Origin of the sequence: Microbacterium luteolum, from assembly GCF_039533965.1 — a bacterium.
Lineage (GTDB): Bacteria > Actinomycetota > Actinomycetes > Actinomycetales > Microbacteriaceae > Microbacterium > Microbacterium luteolum.
The window spans coordinates 2,914,130-2,930,097 of sequence record NZ_BAAAUN010000001.1; the positions used below are offsets into that span (position 1 = coordinate 2,914,130).

The 15,968-nt window shown below is 69.1% G+C and carries 17 protein-coding genes; 13 read left to right on the forward strand and 4 right to left on the reverse strand.

Annotation, left to right across the window (positions count from 1 at the left end; genetic code table 11):
- Nucleotides 1-64: 64 nt before the first annotated feature.
- From ABD648_RS14125 to ABD648_RS14135, 3 genes are all read left to right on the forward strand, one after another.
- Complete coding sequence (locus ABD648_RS14125) at nt 65-1,432, forward strand: NtaA/DmoA family FMN-dependent monooxygenase (protein WP_282215586.1); 1,368 nt, start codon at nt 65-67, stop codon at nt 1,430-1,432.
- Nucleotides 1,433-1,441: 9 nt separating this feature from the next.
- Nucleotides 1,442-1,852, forward strand: coding sequence for a hypothetical protein (locus ABD648_RS14130; RefSeq protein WP_282215587.1), 411 nt, complete (start codon nt 1,442-1,444; stop codon nt 1,850-1,852).
- An 85-nt stretch (nt 1,853-1,937) separates the two neighbouring features.
- Entirely contained in the window at nt 1,938-3,305 is a 1,368-nt protein-coding gene (locus ABD648_RS14135) for an HNH endonuclease signature motif containing protein (RefSeq protein WP_344709330.1), read from the forward strand.
- A 24-nt stretch (nt 3,306-3,329) separates the two neighbouring features.
- On the opposite strand, the gene ABD648_RS14140 is transcribed toward ABD648_RS14135, so the two are convergent.
- Nucleotides 3,330-3,998, reverse strand: coding sequence for a hypothetical protein (locus ABD648_RS14140; RefSeq protein WP_282215589.1), 669 nt, complete (start codon nt 3,996-3,998; stop codon nt 3,330-3,332).
- Between the two features lie 199 nt (nt 3,999-4,197).
- Between ABD648_RS14140 and dnaK the strand changes: the two genes are divergently transcribed.
- The 10 genes from dnaK (at nt 4,198) to ABD648_RS14190 (ending at nt 13,817) form a co-directional block, all read left to right on the forward strand.
- On the forward strand, nt 4,198-6,060 hold the full coding sequence (dnaK, locus tag ABD648_RS14145) for a molecular chaperone DnaK (RefSeq protein ID WP_282215590.1): 1,863 nt from the start codon (nt 4,198-4,200) through the stop codon (nt 6,058-6,060).
- A 2-nt stretch (nt 6,061-6,062) separates the two neighbouring features.
- The gene (locus ABD648_RS14150; protein WP_282215591.1) at nt 6,063-6,680 is read left to right on the forward strand and encodes a nucleotide exchange factor GrpE; all 618 of its coding nucleotides are present in this window, start codon (nt 6,063-6,065) and stop codon (nt 6,678-6,680) included.
- A 7-nt stretch (nt 6,681-6,687) separates the two neighbouring features.
- Entirely contained in the window at nt 6,688-7,671 is a 984-nt protein-coding gene (locus ABD648_RS14155; RefSeq protein WP_282215592.1) for a DnaJ C-terminal domain-containing protein, read from the forward strand.
- A 45-nt stretch (nt 7,672-7,716) separates the two neighbouring features.
- Entirely contained in the window at nt 7,717-8,142 is a 426-nt protein-coding gene (locus tag ABD648_RS14160) for a heat shock protein transcriptional repressor HspR (RefSeq protein ID WP_282215593.1), read from the forward strand.
- Nucleotides 8,121-8,897: a helix-turn-helix transcriptional regulator gene (locus ABD648_RS14165; RefSeq protein WP_282215594.1), complete on the forward strand. Its 777-nt coding sequence runs from the start codon at nt 8,121-8,123 to the stop codon at nt 8,895-8,897. The genes ABD648_RS14160 and ABD648_RS14165 overlap by 22 nt, the downstream gene beginning before the upstream one ends.
- A 110-nt stretch (nt 8,898-9,007) precedes the next feature.
- On the forward strand, nt 9,008-9,973 hold the full coding sequence (locus ABD648_RS14170; RefSeq protein ID WP_282215595.1) for an ABC transporter substrate-binding protein: 966 nt from the start codon (nt 9,008-9,010) through the stop codon (nt 9,971-9,973).
- Entirely contained in the window at nt 9,970-10,869 is a 900-nt protein-coding gene (locus tag ABD648_RS14175; protein WP_282215596.1) for a siderophore-interacting protein, read from the forward strand. Before ABD648_RS14170 ends, ABD648_RS14175 begins: the two co-directional genes overlap by 4 nt.
- 34 nt (nt 10,870-10,903) lie before the next feature.
- Nucleotides 10,904-11,944: a FecCD family ABC transporter permease gene (locus ABD648_RS14180; protein ID WP_282215597.1), complete on the forward strand. Its 1,041-nt coding sequence runs from the start codon at nt 10,904-10,906 to the stop codon at nt 11,942-11,944.
- Nucleotides 11,941-12,996 carry a FecCD family ABC transporter permease gene (locus ABD648_RS14185; protein ID WP_282215598.1) on the forward strand — a complete coding sequence of 352 codons (1,056 nt, stop codon included), beginning with the start codon at nt 11,941-11,943 and terminating at the stop codon, nt 12,994-12,996. The genes ABD648_RS14180 and ABD648_RS14185 overlap by 4 nt, the downstream gene beginning before the upstream one ends.
- A complete protein-coding gene (locus tag ABD648_RS14190; protein ID WP_282215599.1) occupies nt 12,993-13,817 on the forward strand; it encodes an ABC transporter ATP-binding protein in 825 nt (274 codons plus the stop codon). Before ABD648_RS14185 ends, ABD648_RS14190 begins: the two co-directional genes overlap by 4 nt.
- A gap of 3 nt (nt 13,818-13,820) precedes the next feature.
- On the opposite strand, the gene ABD648_RS14195 is transcribed toward ABD648_RS14190, so the two are convergent.
- Genes ABD648_RS14195 through ABD648_RS14205 form a run of 3 tightly spaced genes read right to left on the reverse strand, consistent with a single transcriptional unit; the run spans nt 13,821 to nt 15,954 of the window.
- Nucleotides 13,821-14,744, reverse strand: a complete 924-nt coding sequence (locus tag ABD648_RS14195; protein WP_282215600.1) for a discoidin domain-containing protein — start codon at nt 14,742-14,744, stop codon at nt 13,821-13,823.
- The gene (locus ABD648_RS14200; RefSeq protein ID WP_282215601.1) at nt 14,741-15,373 is read right to left on the reverse strand and encodes a hypothetical protein; all 633 of its coding nucleotides are present in this window, start codon (nt 15,371-15,373) and stop codon (nt 14,741-14,743) included. The genes ABD648_RS14195 and ABD648_RS14200 overlap by 4 nt, the downstream gene beginning before the upstream one ends.
- Complete coding sequence (locus ABD648_RS14205; RefSeq protein ID WP_282215602.1) at nt 15,370-15,954, reverse strand: signal peptidase I; 585 nt, start codon at nt 15,952-15,954, stop codon at nt 15,370-15,372. Before ABD648_RS14205 ends, ABD648_RS14200 begins: the two co-directional genes overlap by 4 nt.
- Between the last annotated feature and the right edge of the window lie 14 nt (nt 15,955-15,968).

The following is a 15,968-nucleotide window of genomic DNA, read 5'->3' on the forward strand; positions in this document are numbered from 1 at the left end:
ACGCTCTGCGACGGGCGCGCCACCCGATGCGGTCGACGGCGAGCGGTTCCGGCATCCTTGGGGGATGGCCAAGCAGCTCATCGTCAACCTGTTCGAGATGGCGACGCCCGGGCACATCACTCACGGACTGTGGCGCCAGCCCGACAACCAGCGCGAGCGCTATGCCGACATCTCGTATTGGACCGAGCTCGCGCAGGTCGCCGAGGCCGCCGGGTTCGACGCGATCTTCCTCGCCGACGTCGTGGGTGCGTACGACGTGTACGACGACAGCTTCGAGCCGGCGCTGGAGCGCGGGCTGCAGATCCCGAACATCGACCCGCTGCTGCTCGTGGCCGCGATGGCGGCCGTCACCGAGCACGTCGGCTTCGGCGTGACCTTCTCCACGACGTACGAGCCGCCGTTCGCGTTCGCGCGGCGGATGGCGACGCTCGATCACCTGACCCGCGGGCGGGTGGGGTGGAACATCGTGACCTCGTATCTGCCGAACGCCGCGCGGAACTTCGGTCTCGACGATCAGATCCCCCACGACACCCGGTACGAGATCGCCGCCGAGTACATCGACGTCCTGTACAAGCTGTGGGAGGGCTCCTGGGATGACGACGCGGTCGTCGCCGACAAGGAGGTCGGCACGTACAGCCGCGTGGGTGCGGTGCGGGCGATCGATCACGTCGGCACGCACTTCCGCGTGAAGGGTCCGCACCTGTCCGAGCCGTCGCGGCAGCGCGTGCCGCTGCTGTTCCAGGCATCGGCGTCGAAGGCAGGCATCGCGTTCGCGGCGCAGCACGCCGAGGTGCTGTTCACGGCCGACCGTCCGCCCGGAGCGCTCGAGCGCAACATCGCCGCGATCCGGGACGAGAGCGTGCGTCGCGGTCGGCTCCCCGAGGACACCCGGTACGTCGTGATGGCCACCGTGATCGTCGCCCCCACCGAGGAGGAGGCGCGGGCGAAGTACGAGGGCTACCGGACGTTCCGAGACCCCGAGGGGGCGTTCATCCACATGAGCGTGCCGTTCCATCCGCTGCAGCATCCCGCCGACATCACCGTGCGGGAGGCGCTCGAGCGCGAGGGGCGGCAGGACGTCATCGATGCCGGAGGGCTGCCCCTGCACCTGACGGTCGGGCAGTTCGCCGGCGCGGTCGACGAGGCATGGGATTCGCGGTTCCTCGCCGTCGGAAGCCCCGAGCAGGTGGCCGACACGATCGAGCGCTGGCTCGACGTCGACGGGATCGACGGCATCAACCTGCGTCAGTACCACTCCTTCGACACGGCCAGGGATTTCGGTGAGCTCGTCGTGCCCGAGCTTCGTCGGCGGGGACGGATGCGCGTGGCGTACACGCCGGGGGAGACCCTGCGCGAACGGATCTTCGGCGAGGGGCCGCGCCTGCCGGAGCGGCATCCTGCGGCGCGGTACCGCGGGGGAGCGAACCTCTAGACTCGCGGCATGCGGCTCCGCGCCATCGACCTGGTCGACGTCCTCGTGTACCTGGTCGTCCTCGGCACCTTCACCCAGCTGTTCCCTGCGGTGATCTCCGAGAGCTTCCTGCTGTCGCTGCTGACGGCGATCCTGCTGAAGCTCGTGCTCGAAGTCGTGGCGTGGGTCAAGACGAAGGCGCTCGCGCGCATACGCTCCGACGGCGGTCTTGCGAGGCGGGCCGTCGGGGTGGTGGTGCTGCTGCTCGTGATGCCGGGCAGCAAGTTCCTCGTGCTGGAGCTGGTCGACCTGGTCTTCGGAGACGCCGTGTATCTCGGTGGTTTCTTCCTCGTGACGCTGCTCATCGTCGTGCTCATGCTGGCGCGCGGGGCGGTGCGCCGGCTGCTGGTGCGTCCGGCGGCTGCTAAGGCCTCCGATTGACGCCGTCAGCACGGCATGCCGGTGTATCGGTTTGTGGGGCTGATCTGGGGGTTTGAATGTCGGTGGCCCCTGGTTCACTAGGGGTATGACAGCACTGGCGGACGCGACGGTCGAGCAGGTGAACGCCCTGGGGGCGGTCACCGAGATGCTCGTCGAGGTCGAGCGCACGATCAGCAGCATGCAGGCGGTGCGGGATGGTTTCCTCGCGGTCGGGTCCCGGTTGGCGGTCGACGTCGCCCGGCAGGCCGCGTCGCGGGACGAGGCGGAGCTGGCGTTGCGGACGGTCGCGGCCGAGTTCGCGGCCGCGTTGCGCGTGTCGGATCGGACGGTGCAGCGGCGGATGACGGACGCGTCGTTCCTGGTGGAGCGTTTCCCGCGGGTGTGGCGGGCGCTGGGCGCCGGGCTCATCAGTGCCGGGCATGCCCGGGTGATCTGCGACGCCGGTGAGCACTTGGATGATCCCGCTGCCCGGGATGCGTACGCGGGAGAGGTGCTCGGGTTCGCGGAGACCGAGTCCCCGAACCGTGTCGCCCGGATGGCGAGGCGGGTCGCGGAACGCTACCAGTCCCGTCCGATCGGTGAACGACACAAGGATGCGCGGGCGAAGCGGGGCGTGTGGGTGAAAGACCTCCCCGACGGGATGGCCGAACTCGGCATGTGCGGCCCCGCCGCGCTCGTGCACGGCGCGTTCGACCGGATCACCGCCATGGCGAAAACCGTGCAGGAACAGACGGTGCAGGAACAGACGAATCCGACTGCGCCTGGCACGGATGCCGCCGCGCAGGCGCGGGAGAGCGCATTCGGCCCGGCCGCCGACAAGAAGCACGACGGCACTGCCGCCAAGGACCCGCGCACCCTCTCGCAGATCCGCGCCGACCTCACCCTCGATCTCCTCCTCACCGGCATACCGGCCGGACACGACACTGCGGCCGGGCTGCTCGCCGCGATCACCGCCACCGTGTCCGTCACCGTCCCCGTCATAACCCTCATGGGCGCCGGGACCACCCCTGCGGAACTGAACGGGCGCACCCCGATCGACCCCGACACCGCGAGACGCCTGGCGGGTGCGGCATCCGGATGGGATCGCATCCTCACCCACCCCATCACCGGGGCGCTCCTCACCGTCGACCGGTACCGACCTGGCGCTGACCTGAAACGACACCTGCGGGCTCGGGATCAACGCTGCCGATTCCCCACCTGCGGATACCCACCATCGGACTGCGACATCGACCACCACCACGACGCCGCCCACGGCGGTGCGACCACCGCCGAGAACCTCGGCCACCTCTGCCGACGGCACCACACCCTCAAACACCAGACCCCGTGGCACGTCGAACCCCTCGCCGACGGGTTGTACGCCTGGACCAGCCCCACCGGCCGCACCTACATCGACACACCACCAGCGCCCCACACCATCACCTTCACCGAAGACGACACCCCACCACCCTTCTGACGCAGGGGCGCCCCGAAAACCGGCTCAGTTCGCCGGCGCGTCCACCGCGATGAAGTTCTTCGACAGCACCTCCTGCACGACAGGGCCGACCGGCTCGCCCTCGCACGTGACGATGACCCACACCGAGTAGTCGGCTTTCACGAAAGCTCGCGCGGCCATGAAGTATCCGACCTCGTTGAACGTGTAGCTGAACTGGCGGTGCTCCACGCCGGAGCCTTCTCCTCCGTAGCGCAGGAACTCTCCGTCGGTGAGCCAGTCCCGCCCGAGGAAGTCGTCACCGGCCTGATGCTCGATCATGGCGTCGGTGGCCTCCCTGTCGTCCATGCCGGTCGCGTCACCGAGCACACCGCCCCGGAACGAGGCCGTGCAAGCACCGCTGGCATTCACATACGACCATCGCCCCGGCTGGTCGGCCGGCAGAGCCTCCCACTCCTCGTCCTCGATCAGACCGTCGCCCCACCCGATGTCCGAATCCGCCGGCAGTTCCGCGCCCGCAGCGAAGGTCACGTCTTGCGAGACCGACCCGATCCCCGCACCCGGTGTCGGGCTCGCGCCCGGTGCGCGGCTCGAGTCCGCACTCCTCGCCTCGCGCGAGATCGGTGGTGCGGCGCACCCGCTCGCGACAGCCAGGAAGGCAGCCACGGCGATGACGGCAGGGATGCGGAGGGTGGTGGGATGAATTCGTCGAGTCATGCTGCGGGAGCCTAGGCAGTCGCCGCATCCGCCGATCCGCCCCTGTGGATAACTCCCGAAGCGCAAACTTGAGCCGTCTCGTATCAACTTTGTTTGACAGCATCCGCACCTCGGAGTACAGTTGAGTCATCGCGACTCAGGTTTCCCTGATCGCCGCAGATTTCCGAACCACAACAACTTCCAACAAAGGAGAAAACACATGGCACGTGCTGTCGGTATCGACCTCGGAACCACCAACTCCGTCGTCAGCGTCCTCGAGGGCGGCGAGCCCAAGGTCATCGCCAACGCCGAGGGCTTCCGCACCACCCCCTCGGTGGTCGCCTTCACCAAAGACGGAGAGGTGCTGGTCGGCGAGACCGCCAAGCGCCAGGCCGTCACCAACGTCGACCGGACGATCTCTTCCGTCAAGCGCCACATGGGCACCGACTGGAGCTTCGACGTCGACGGCAAGAAGTGGACGCCGCAGGAGATCTCCGCGCGCATCCTCATGAAGCTCAAGCGCGACGCCGAGTCCTACCTGGGCGACACGGTGACCGATGCGGTCATCACCGTCCCCGCGTACTTCAACGACGCCGAGCGCCAGGCCACCAAGGAGGCCGGTGAGATCGCGGGCCTCAACGTCCTGCGCATCATCAACGAACCGACCGCCGCCGCCCTCGCCTACGGTCTCGACCGCGGCAAGGAAGACGAGCTCATCCTCGTCTTCGACCTCGGTGGCGGAACGTTCGACGTCTCCCTCCTCGAGGTGGGCAAGGACGACGACTTCTCGACCATCCAGGTGCGCTCGACCGCCGGTGACAACCGCCTCGGTGGAGACGACTGGGACCAGCGTCTCGTGGACTTCCTCATCAAGCAGTTCAAGGAGACCACGGGCGTCGACGTCTCGGGTGACAAGATCGCCCTCCAGCGCCTCAAGGAGGCTGCCGAGCAGGCCAAGAAGGAGCTCTCCTCCTCGACCTCGACCAGCATCAACCTCCCGTACCTGTCGCTGACGGAGTCCGGCCCGGTGTCGCTGAGCGAGACCATCACCCGCGCGAAGTTCGAGGACCTCACCAAGGACCTCCTCGACCGCACCAAGAAGCCGTTCGAAGACGTCATCCGCGAGGCCGGCATCAAGGTCGCCGACATCGCTCACGTCGTGCTCGTCGGTGGATCGACGCGTATGCCCGCCGTCGCCGAGCTCGTCAAGCGCGAGGCCGGCAAGGAAGCGAACAAGGGCGTCAACCCGGATGAGGTCGTCGCCGTCGGCGCTGCCCTGCAGGCCGGAGTCCTCAAGGGTGAGCGCAAGGACGTGCTGCTCATCGACGTCACCCCCCTGAGCCTCGGTATCGAGACCAAGGGCGGCATGATGACCAAGCTCATCGAGCGCAACACGGCCATCCCGACCAAGCGCAGCGAGACCTTCACCACGGCAGACGACAACCAGCCGTCCGTCGCGATCCAGGTCTTCCAGGGCGAGCGCGACTTCACGCGCGACAACAAGCCGCTCGGCACGTTCGAGCTGACCGGCATCGCCCCGGCCCCCCGCGGCATCCCGCAGATCGAGGTCACCTTCGACATCGACGCCAACGGCATCGTGCACGTGTCCGCCAAGGACAAGGGCACCGGCAAGGAGCAGTCGATGACGATCACGGGCGGCTCGTCGCTGTCCAAGGAAGACATCGACCGCATGGTGCGCGAGGCCGAGGAGAACGCGGCCGAAGACAAGAAGCGCCGTGAGGCCGCCGAGGTCCGCAACCAGGCCGAGACCCTCGCCTACTCGATCGACAAGCTGATCAAGGACAACGAGGACAAGCTCCCCGCCGACGTGAAGGAGTCGGTCCAGGCCGACGTCGACGCCCTCAAGACCGCACTCGCGGGCGAGGACGACGACGCCGTGAAGACCGCATTCGACAAGCTGAACGAGTCGCAGGGCAAGCTCGGCGAAGCGATCTACGCCACGTCGCAGGCGGATGCCGCGGCCGGCGCCGCCCCCGAGGGTGACGCTCCCTCCGATGACAGCTCCTCCGACGAGGACGTCATCGACGCCGAGGTCGTCGACGACGAGGAAGACAAGAAGTAATCATGACGGACAAGAACTTCGACGACAACGCCGGGGTTCCGGAAGAGGGGTCGGACGCGAACGCGTCCGGCCCCCAGCCGCAGAACCCCGACTCCACCGAGGCTGCAGCGGCCGAGGGCTCTGACGACGACCTCACGGTCGACGACATCCTCGGCGCGACGCAGACCGGTGAGGCCGCGGCGGAAGACGCCGTCCTCGCCGACCTCGAGTCCACCCTGCTGAACGACCTCAAGCGTCTGCAGGCCGAGTATGCCAACTACCGCCGCCGCACCGAGGAGCAGCGTCAGATCGAGAGCGAGCGAGCGAAGGGCGAGGCCGCCAAGGGTCTCATCCCCGTGCTCGACGACCTCGATCGCGCCGCCCAGCACGGCGACCTCGTCGAGGGCACGCCCTTCGCCGTGATCGCCGACAAGGTGCGCGCGGTGGTGGAGCGCCTCGGCGTCGTCTCCTACGGCGAGCAGGGCGAGGAATTCGACCCGCAGCGCCACGAGGCGATCTTCCAGCAGCCCACTCCGGGCGCCACCAAGACCACGGTGCTCGAAGTCGTCGAGGTGGGATACCGCCTCGGTGACATCGAACTGCGTCCCGCGAAGGTCGTCGTCGCCGTACCTGCCGAGTAGGTGATCGATGGCTAGCCAGGATTGGTTCGACAAGGACTTCTACAAGACCCTCGGGGTCTCGAAGGACGTCAGCGACGCCGATCTCAAGAAGACGTACCGCAAGCTGGCGCGCAAGTACCACCCCGATTCCAATCAGGGTGATGCGGCGGCAGAGGCGAAGTTCAAGGAGATCAGCGAGGCGTACTCGGTGCTCTCCGACGCCGAGCAGCGCAAGGAGTACGACGAGATCCGTGCCATGGGCTCGGGCGCACGCTTCACGGCGGGCGGCGCGGGTGCCGGCGGATTCGAAGACGTGTTCAGCCGCTTCGGCCAGCAGGGACGCGGCCAGTCCGCCGACTTCGAGGACATCTTCGCGATGTTCAACCAGGGGCAGGGCGGTTCGTTCGGCAACGGCCGCTTCGGGCAGACCTCCGGCGGGTTCCGCGGTTACGGGGGACCGCAGCGCGGCGCCGACGTCACGGCGCGCACGACGATCGACTTCATCACGGCCGTGCAGGGCGAGACCATCTCCCTGCAGGGCGAAGACGGCAAGCCGTTCAAGGTGAAGATCCCCGCCGGCGTCGCCGACGGGCAGAAGATCCGTCTGCGCGGTCGCGGTCGTCCCTCGCCCGACGGTGGGGAGCGCGGTGACATCGTGGTGCAGATCACGGTGCGCCCGCATCCCGTCTTCACACGTGACGGGCTGAACCTGCGCCTCATCGTGCCGGTGACGTTCACCGAGGCGACGCTCGGCGCGACCATCGAGGTGCCGACTCTCGGCGGCGACGTGGTCAAGCTCCGCGTCGCACCGGGCACGCCCTCCGGTCGTGTGCTGCGCGTCAAAGGCCGCGGCGTCACGACGTCGAAGGGCACCGGCGACCTGCTCGCCGAGCTCCAGGTCGCGGTGCCGACGCACCTCGACGAGGCCGCCCGCGCGGCACTGGAGAAGTTTCAGGAGCTCGAGCCGACGGAGAACCCGCGCGCCGAGCTGATGGCGAAGGCGCGTCGCTGAACATGATCGCGACGACATCCGCGAGCACCGGGGAGGTGAGCGTCCATGACTGAAGGTGGCATGGACGCCGACACTCCGGTGTTCGCGATCGCCGTCGCCGCTGAGCTCGCGGGCATGCACCCGCAGACGCTCCGGCAGTACGACCGCATCGGTCTGGTCGTGCCCGGCCGCACCTCCGGCGGCTCGCGCCGCTATTCCACCCGCAACATCGAACAGCTCCGCGAGGTGGCCGAGCTGTCCGCCCAGGGCGTCAGCCTCCCCGCGATCGCGCGCCTCCTCGACCTCGAGGACGAGAACCGGATGCTGCGCGCCCGGGTCATCCAGCTCGACGCGGCGCTGCGCGCCGAACGCGAGAGCCGCCCCGGCGTGCGCGTCTTCGCCGCGGGCTCCACCGGCGTGGTGCCGATGCCCTCCGGCCGCCGCATCCGCCGTTCCACAGAGGTCATGCTGTGGAATCCGCGAGGGAACTGAGCGACGCGCTCGACGTCCCGGTCGGTGTGACCGGGATCAGCACGAGCCCCTTCGCGATCAGCGCCGCCGAGGAATGGGACTGGCACCGGCACGACGCCGACGAGCTGCTGTGGTCGGCACGCGGGTCCCTCGTCGTCGAGACCGCCGTCGGGTTCCACGCCGTCCCGTGGACGGTCGGACTCTGGATCCCGGCAGGTGAGCCGCACCGCGTGACCGCGTCCAAGGGGACCGAGTTCTCGTGCACCTTCCTCGCGCCCGGGATCGCCTCCCCGCCGCGTGAGGGTGTCGGCGGCGTCGGCATCCCGATGGCCGCCCGCGCGCTCCTCGATGAACTCGCGACACAGGACATGGCCGACGAGACGCGCCGGCTCGCGGAGCAGCTCGTGCCCCGCCTGCTCCATCGCGCGGAGCTGCTGCATCTCACCCTGACCCTGCCCGACGATGATCGGGCGAGGCGGATCGCGGAGGCCGTGCAGCAGGATCCGGCCGATGCGCGCACGCTGCAGGAATGGGGTGCCCTCGTCGGCGCGAGCGAGCGGCATCTCGCGCGGCTTTTCCGCCGCGATTCCGGCCTCTCCTTCGCCGAGTGGCGCACCCGGGCACGGATGCTCGCGGCGATCGTGATGCTGGCCGAGGGCCTTCCGGTCGCGATGGTCGGGAGGCGTGTCGGCTACGCGCGGTCGAGCGCTTTCGTGCAGGCGTTCCGTCGCGAGTTGGGGACGACACCGGGAGCATTCGCGGTCTCCGCGCTGTAATTCGTCTTCCTCGCGACATCCACTGGCAGGTTCGCGACATCGAGACGGGGGATGATCGATGAGGCACTTAGGTAAGCCTCAGCTAATCTCCCCGAATCGAAGGTCCGTTCATGACGCCCTCCCGCATCCGTCGTCTCCGCGCCGTCGCCCTCGCGACCGGCGCCGTGTTCCTGCTCACCTCGTGCGCGTCCGCACAGGCGGGTGAATCCGGCGGCGAGACCCTCACCATCGACACCGAGTTCGGCGAGGTCACCGTGCCGACCGAACCCGAGGCGGCGCTCGGCTTCTACACGACCGACGTCGACATCCTCATCACGCTCGGGTACCCGCTGGCCTCCGAGCAGCCGATCCGCGACGACTGGGACTCGTTCCCGAGCTACTTCCCGCAGGAGGAGCTCGAAGGCATCAAGGGGTTCCACAACTACCCGGAGTTCAACCTCGAGCACATCCTCGAGGTCGGTCCCGACTTCATCCTCAACGGCATCGGCTACGAGACCGACCTGCATGACAAGCTGACCCCGATCGCCCCGACCTACACGTACAACGCCTTCGACGGCGGCGACTGGCGCGACAAGTTCCAGACCCTCGCCGCCGACCTCGGCCGGGAGAAGCAGGCCCAGGCCTGGCTCGACGACTACGCGGCGCGCATCGCCGAGGTTAAGGAGCAGCTCGACGCCGAGGGCATCGCCCCCGTCGTCGCCGACATCTCGTTCTGGGAAGGCCAGATCAACGTCGGCTGCTACAGCATCTCCTGCCTGGTCTTCGCTGATCTCGGTCTTGAGATCAGCCCGCTCGCCGACAGCGACGGCGACGGAAAGCCCGACAGCGACGGCACCTCCCTCAGCATGGAGCAGGTCGGACAGCTCGCCGACATCGACGTCATCTTCACCGGGGTGAGCGAAGACGGCTCCGGTCTGATCACCGACGAGGAGGCCCTGCAGGCGAACCCGCTCTGGACCGCACTCCCCGCCATCGCGAACGGCGAGGTCCACGGCTACAACTACGAGATGAGCTACGGCTCGCCGAGCGGCCAGGACGGCCTGCTCGAGGTCGTGCGCAAGGCGCTGCTCCCGTGAGCCGCCCCGAGGTGAACCGCGTCCATCGCGTCGAGGTCGTCGAGGTCGAGCGGCTGACGCCCGGCATGGTCCGCATCGTCTTCGCCGGCGACGGTCTGGAGGGCTTCCTCTCCTCCGGAGTGGGCGACGAGTACCTGCGGCTGTTCCTGCCGAAGGCGGGTCATGACGAGCCCGTGCTCCCGTCGCCGACCGCGGACGGCTACTGGGAGTTCCCGGAGGGTGTCGACTCCACCGAGGTGCGCACGTACACCGTGCGGTCGTGGGATGCCGTGTTCGGCCGTCTCGTGATCGACTTCGTCGTGCACGAGGGCGGCATCGCCGCCACCTGGGCGCTCGGAGCCCAGCCGGGCCACGTCGTCGGGGTGAACACCCCGCGCGGTCTGTACGACCCGCCCGAGGGCATCCGCTGGCAGCTGCTCGTCGCCGACGCGACGGGGCTTCCCGCCGCACTGCGCCTGGCCGAGCAGGCTCCGGCAGGCGTGCGCACGCGAGTGGTGCTGGAGGTCGGCGAGCCGGCCGACGAGCAGCGCGTCGACTTGCCGGCCGACGTCGAGCTCACCTGGGTGCACGGCGGCAACGGCCACGGCCCGAGCCGCGTCGAGGACATCGTGCGCGCGAGCGAGTTCCCCCGTGAACCCGGCTACGTCTGGGTCGCGGGCGAGACCCGCGTGACCCGCGGGGTGCGCAAGCATCTGCGTCACGAGCTCCGGCTGCCGTCCACGGCGTACAAGGTCGTCGGCTACTGGACCGCGAATTCGGAGCAATGGAGCGAGCGCTTCGAATCGCTCCCCGACACGGTCCGTGATCGGCTGCGCGCGATGTGGGATGACGAGACGCGCGATGCCGAAGAGGTCGAAGACGAGTACGAGGCCACCCTTGAGGCTCACGGACTCTGAGATCGCGCCGCCTCGGGAGGTCGCAGAGCAACCGGTGCAGACGAGCGAGGCCGCGGACAATGCGCGCGCAGCGATATCCGTCTCACGCCGGCGGCGGATGCTGGGCTTCGCGCTCGCGGTCGGCGCCCTCGCGACGTGCATCCTGCTGAGCTTCACGATCGGCTCCCAGCAGCTCTCGATCGAGCAGATCGTCGCCGCGCTGCAGGGGGCCGACAGTGAGGCGTGGACCATCATCCGCGACCTCCGCGGACCGCGCACGGCGCTCGGCATCCTCGTGGGGGCGGCGCTCGGCATCGCCGGGGCGCTGATGCAGGCGTTCACCCGGAACCCGCTGGCCGACCCCGGCATCCTCGGGGTCAACGCGGGCGCGGCATTCGCCGTGGCCGCCGGCGCGGCGGCTTTCGGTATCACCACCCTGTCGGGCACGATCTGGTTCGCGCTCCTCGGTGCGGTCGCCACGACGTTCGCGGTGTGGGCGATCGGCGCCTCCGGGCGTCGCGGCGTCGACCCGCTGCGGATCACGCTCGCGGGTGTCGCGATCGGCGCCTTCCTCAGCGGCATCACCTCGGGCATCACGCTCCTGCTCCCGGAGGTCTTCGACCGGATGCGCGGCTGGAACGCCGGCAGCATCGCCAGCACGCCGTCCGCGCAGATCGGATGGGTGCTGCCGTTCCTGCTCGTCGGCTTCGTGCTCGCCTTCGCGGTGGCGCGACCGCTGAACGCGGTAGCGCTCGGCGACGACCTCGCGGTCTCGCTGGGCTCACGGATCGTGCGCACCCGCGTGCTCGCGATCATCGCGGCGACGCTGCTGTGCGCGGCTGCGACCGCTGTCGCCGGACCCATCGGCTTCGTCGGCCTCATGGTGCCGCACGCCGTCCGCTGGTTCACCGGGCCGGACCAGCGCTGGATCTTCGCCGGAAGCCTGATCGCCGCTCCCGTGCTCGTGCTCGCGAGCGACATCGTCGGTCGGGTCGTGCTGCGCAGCGGCGAACTGCCCGTCGGCATCGTGACCGCGTTCGTCGGGGCACCCGTGCTGATCATGCTCGTCCGCCGCCGAGGGGCGAGCGCCCTGTGAGCGTGCACATCGAGCGCGGTCACCGCACCTGGCTTCTGCGATCGCGGGGCGGCGGCATCAGCATCCTCCTCCGGCGCCGCCCGGTTATCGTCGTGGCGGCGCTGCTGCTCGCCGCGGCGGCGGTGGCCGTCGTGAGTCTCGGCGTCGGCGACTACGTCGTGCCGATCCCCGACGTCGTCGCCACCGTCTTCGGCTTCGGCGACTCGCGTTCGCAGCTGGTCGTGTGGGGATGGCGGATGCCGCGCGTGCTGCTCGCGCTCGCGCTGGGCGCCGCGCTGGGCGCGGCCGGCGCGATCTTCCAGTCGCTGACGCGCAACCCTCTCGGCAGTCCCGACATCATCGGCTTCGACTCGGGTGCGTACGTCGGCGCGCTGCTGGTCATCACGACCGTCGGCACCGGGTACCTCGCGGTCGCCGGCGGAGCGCTCGTGGGGGGACTCGCGACCGCCTTGCTCGTGTACGTGCTGGCGTATCGGCGAGGGTTCCAAGGATTCCGGCTGATCATCGTCGGCATCGCCGTCTCCGCCATGCTCGCCTCGGTGAGCACGTGGGTCATCCTCAACACCGACCTGAACATCGCCCTCGCGGCATCGGCGTGGGGGAGCGGCTCACTCAACGCGGTCGGCTGGGCGCAGGCGACTCCCGCCGTCGTGATCCTGGTCGCGCTGTGGGGCGTCGCCGCCGTCCTGTCCCGCGGCATGCACGCCCTCGAGGTCGGTGACGATGCGGCGGTCGCGCTGGGTGTGCGGACCGGGCGGGTACGGCTGCGACTGGTCGTGCTCGGCGTCGCGTTCACGGCGACGGCCACCGCGGCGGCAGGGCCGATCGCCTTCGTGTCGCTCGCCGCCCCGCAGCTGGCACGCCGCCTGACCCGCTCCGCCGGCGTCACGCTGTCGGGCTCGGCCGCGATGGGGGCGCTGCTGCTCGTCGTGAGCGATCTGATCGCGCAGCGGATCTTCGCGCCATCGCAGCTCCCCGTCGGCGTGATCACCGTCGCGCTAGGCGGGGCCTATCTCATCTGGTTGCTGATCTCGGAGGCGAGAAGACGATGACCGACACTGCTGTGGACCGCCTGGGCGTCGAGCGAGGGCCCGAGGCGCGACTGCGCGCGCGGGACGTCACCCTGGGCTACGACCGACGCGTCATCGCCAACGGCCTGACCGTCGACATCCCCACCGGATCGTTCACGGTCGTCATCGGGCCGAACGCATGCGGCAAGTCGACGCTCCTGCGTGCGCTCGCGCGGGTGATGAAGCCGTCGGCGGGATCCATCCTGCTCGACGGGCGGGAGATCGCGGAGTACCCGGCGAAGGAGGTCGCCCGTCGGCTCGGACTGCTGCCGCAGACCTCGATCGCCCCGGAAGGCATCACGGTGGCCGACCTCGTGGCGCGGGGACGGCATCCTCATCAGGGGGTCTTCCGCCAGTGGACGACGGCTGACGAACTGGCCGTGGCCGAGGCGCTCGTCGCGACCAACACCGCCGATCTCGCCGCGCGTCAGGTCGAGGAGCTCTCCGGAGGGCAGCGGCAGCGGGTGTGGGTCGCCATGGTGCTGGCGCAGGAGACGCCGCTTCTGCTCCTCGACGAGCCGACCACGTTCCTCGACATCGCGCATCAGTACGAGCTGCTCGAGCTGCTGCGTCGCCTGCACGACCAGGGCGGACGAACCCTGGTCGCCGTGCTGCACGATCTGAATCAGGCGGCGCGGTACGCCGACCACCTCATCGTGATGCGCGACGGGCGGGTGATCACGACGGGCGCCCCGGATGAGGTGATGACCGAGCAGCTGATCGAGGAGGTCTTCGGGCTGCCATGCACGATCATCCCCGATCCGCACACCGGCTCGCCGCTCGTGGTCCCGCGGCCGCGGTAGGTTCTACGGCGTCGGGGTTCCGAAGACGGGCATCTCGAGCGCTGCGGCCCACGCCGTCCCGGACGTGGACGACAGCGCCGTCACGCGAACGTAGCGTGCCGTCTGCGGCGCGAAGTTCGCGAACTGCCAGGCAGTCGTCTGCTGCCACTCGCCGCTCGCCACCGTGGTGTAGGTCTGTCCGTCACCCGACAGCTCCACCGTGTAGGCCTTGATCATCGCATTCGTGAAAGCGCGCGAGAGATAGCCGATGCCATCGACGGATTGCTGTCGACCGAGGTCGAACGTGAGGATGTGGGGGAACACCGTGGTCGGCTGGGTCGCCCAGCGGCTGACCCAGCCGGTTGCCGCGTTGTCATCATTCGCGTATGTCGCCGGCGCGAATTCGCGGACGAGCTCCTCCGACGATGCCGTCACCGTGATCTGCGAGGGGAGGATGCGCGAGCGCACGACATCGAACGTGCAGGCGTCCACCCAACCCGACTTCCAGCCTCCGGGTCCGGAGAACCGCACGGCGAATGTCCGCTTGTCGCCGAGCGAGCCCCCCAATGGTGCGCCGCTGATCTCGGTGGAATAGGCGCTCGCGCTCCCCGTCGTGCTGATCGTGGTGACGGAGTTCGCGGAGATCGTCTCGTAGGCGCCCTGATTCGTGCGCTGCCCGAATTCCGCATTGGTGCTCGAGTACCCGGTCACCCCGGCAGGCACCCGCCACGACAGCGTCACCCGATTGACGCCGAGGGCGCCGTTGCGCGTCGTGCACGGACTCGCCGCGGGAGAGGGGACCGTGAGTGCGCTGAAGCTGGCTCGGGATTGCTCGCTGTCGATCCACGATGCATCTGTGAGCGGGGGCGAGGAGGCGAACTGCGCCCCGGCGAGCGCGACCACAGCGGTCAGAGCGAGCAGCAGGCGACGCCGACGTCGGATGTTCACGTCGGTTCCTCACGGTCTCTGCGACGCACGACGCCGATGACTGTCGAGCCCAGAACGATGAGGAGCATCGCTGCAACGAGGAGCCAGGTCGCGGGCGCGGATGATCCCGTCGTCGCCAGGCCGCCGTCGGGATGCGCTGCGATGCTCTCCTGCCCGGCCTGCGCGACAACAGTGAGCTGCGTGCTCTCGGTGCTTGCGACGCCCAGCGAGACCGAGAGTCTGAGGTGAGCGACATCGGACGTCGGGAACGTGAGGAGCAGTTCCGCTTCGCCGGTACGCGGCACGGCCCAGGCTGATTTCAGGGATGTGGTCTCTCCTGCGCAGCCGGCCGGCTGCCAGTCCACGGTGCAGCGTGCGATGTCGACGAGGAGTGGCGCACCTCCCTCGGCGCTCATGCTGAGGCGCACGATCGCGGGTTCCGGTGCGTTCGCGCTCACATCGACGCTCCACTGCACGGGCTCGCCGGGAATGAGCGTCGAGGCGGCATCCCAATCGGCGATCGATACGATCCGCAGCACCTCTCCCTGGATCACTTCGGTGGTCGTCGCCGCGGAGGCCGCCTCAGAGCCGAGGAGACCGCCGAGCAGCACGACCGTGGCCGACGTCACCAGCAGCCGCCGCGGATTCATGGCTGCTCTCCGTCACCCACGCCGGTGCGCCGGCGTCCTCGGGGCCAGAATGCCCACAGCACCAGCGCTGCCGCCGCGACCGTCACCCCGCCGAGCACGACCGGGTTGCCCATGGCCGCGATCGCCGGCGCCAGCCCGGGGATCGCGAATCGTACGATGCGCACGGATGTGACTGTGTGCGGCGATGGATCGTCCTGCGCGTTGGCGTCGCCGCGCAGAGTGACCAGGCGTTCCTTCGGCGTCGAACCTGCTTCGACCGAGGTCACGCGATGCGTGATCGGGAGCGTGCCGGGGCGATCCACGGTGACGACGTCGCCGACGCTGATCTCGGATGCCGGGATCAGCTGCACGATCGCCACGGAGCCCGCGGGGATGGTCGGAGACATCGATCCGGTGCGGAACATGATGAGAGTCACGTTCGCGGTCATGGCCAGCACCACCAGCACGATGCAGAGCGCCCCGAGTCCAGCGGCGATCCAGAGCACGATGTCCGTCAGCACGCCGCTGATCCGGCCCGTCGAGCGAGAGCCTGGGGCGCGCGTGCGCTGAAGTGCCTGCGTCGCCGGCGTGTCCATGCTCATCTCCGATCTCTTCT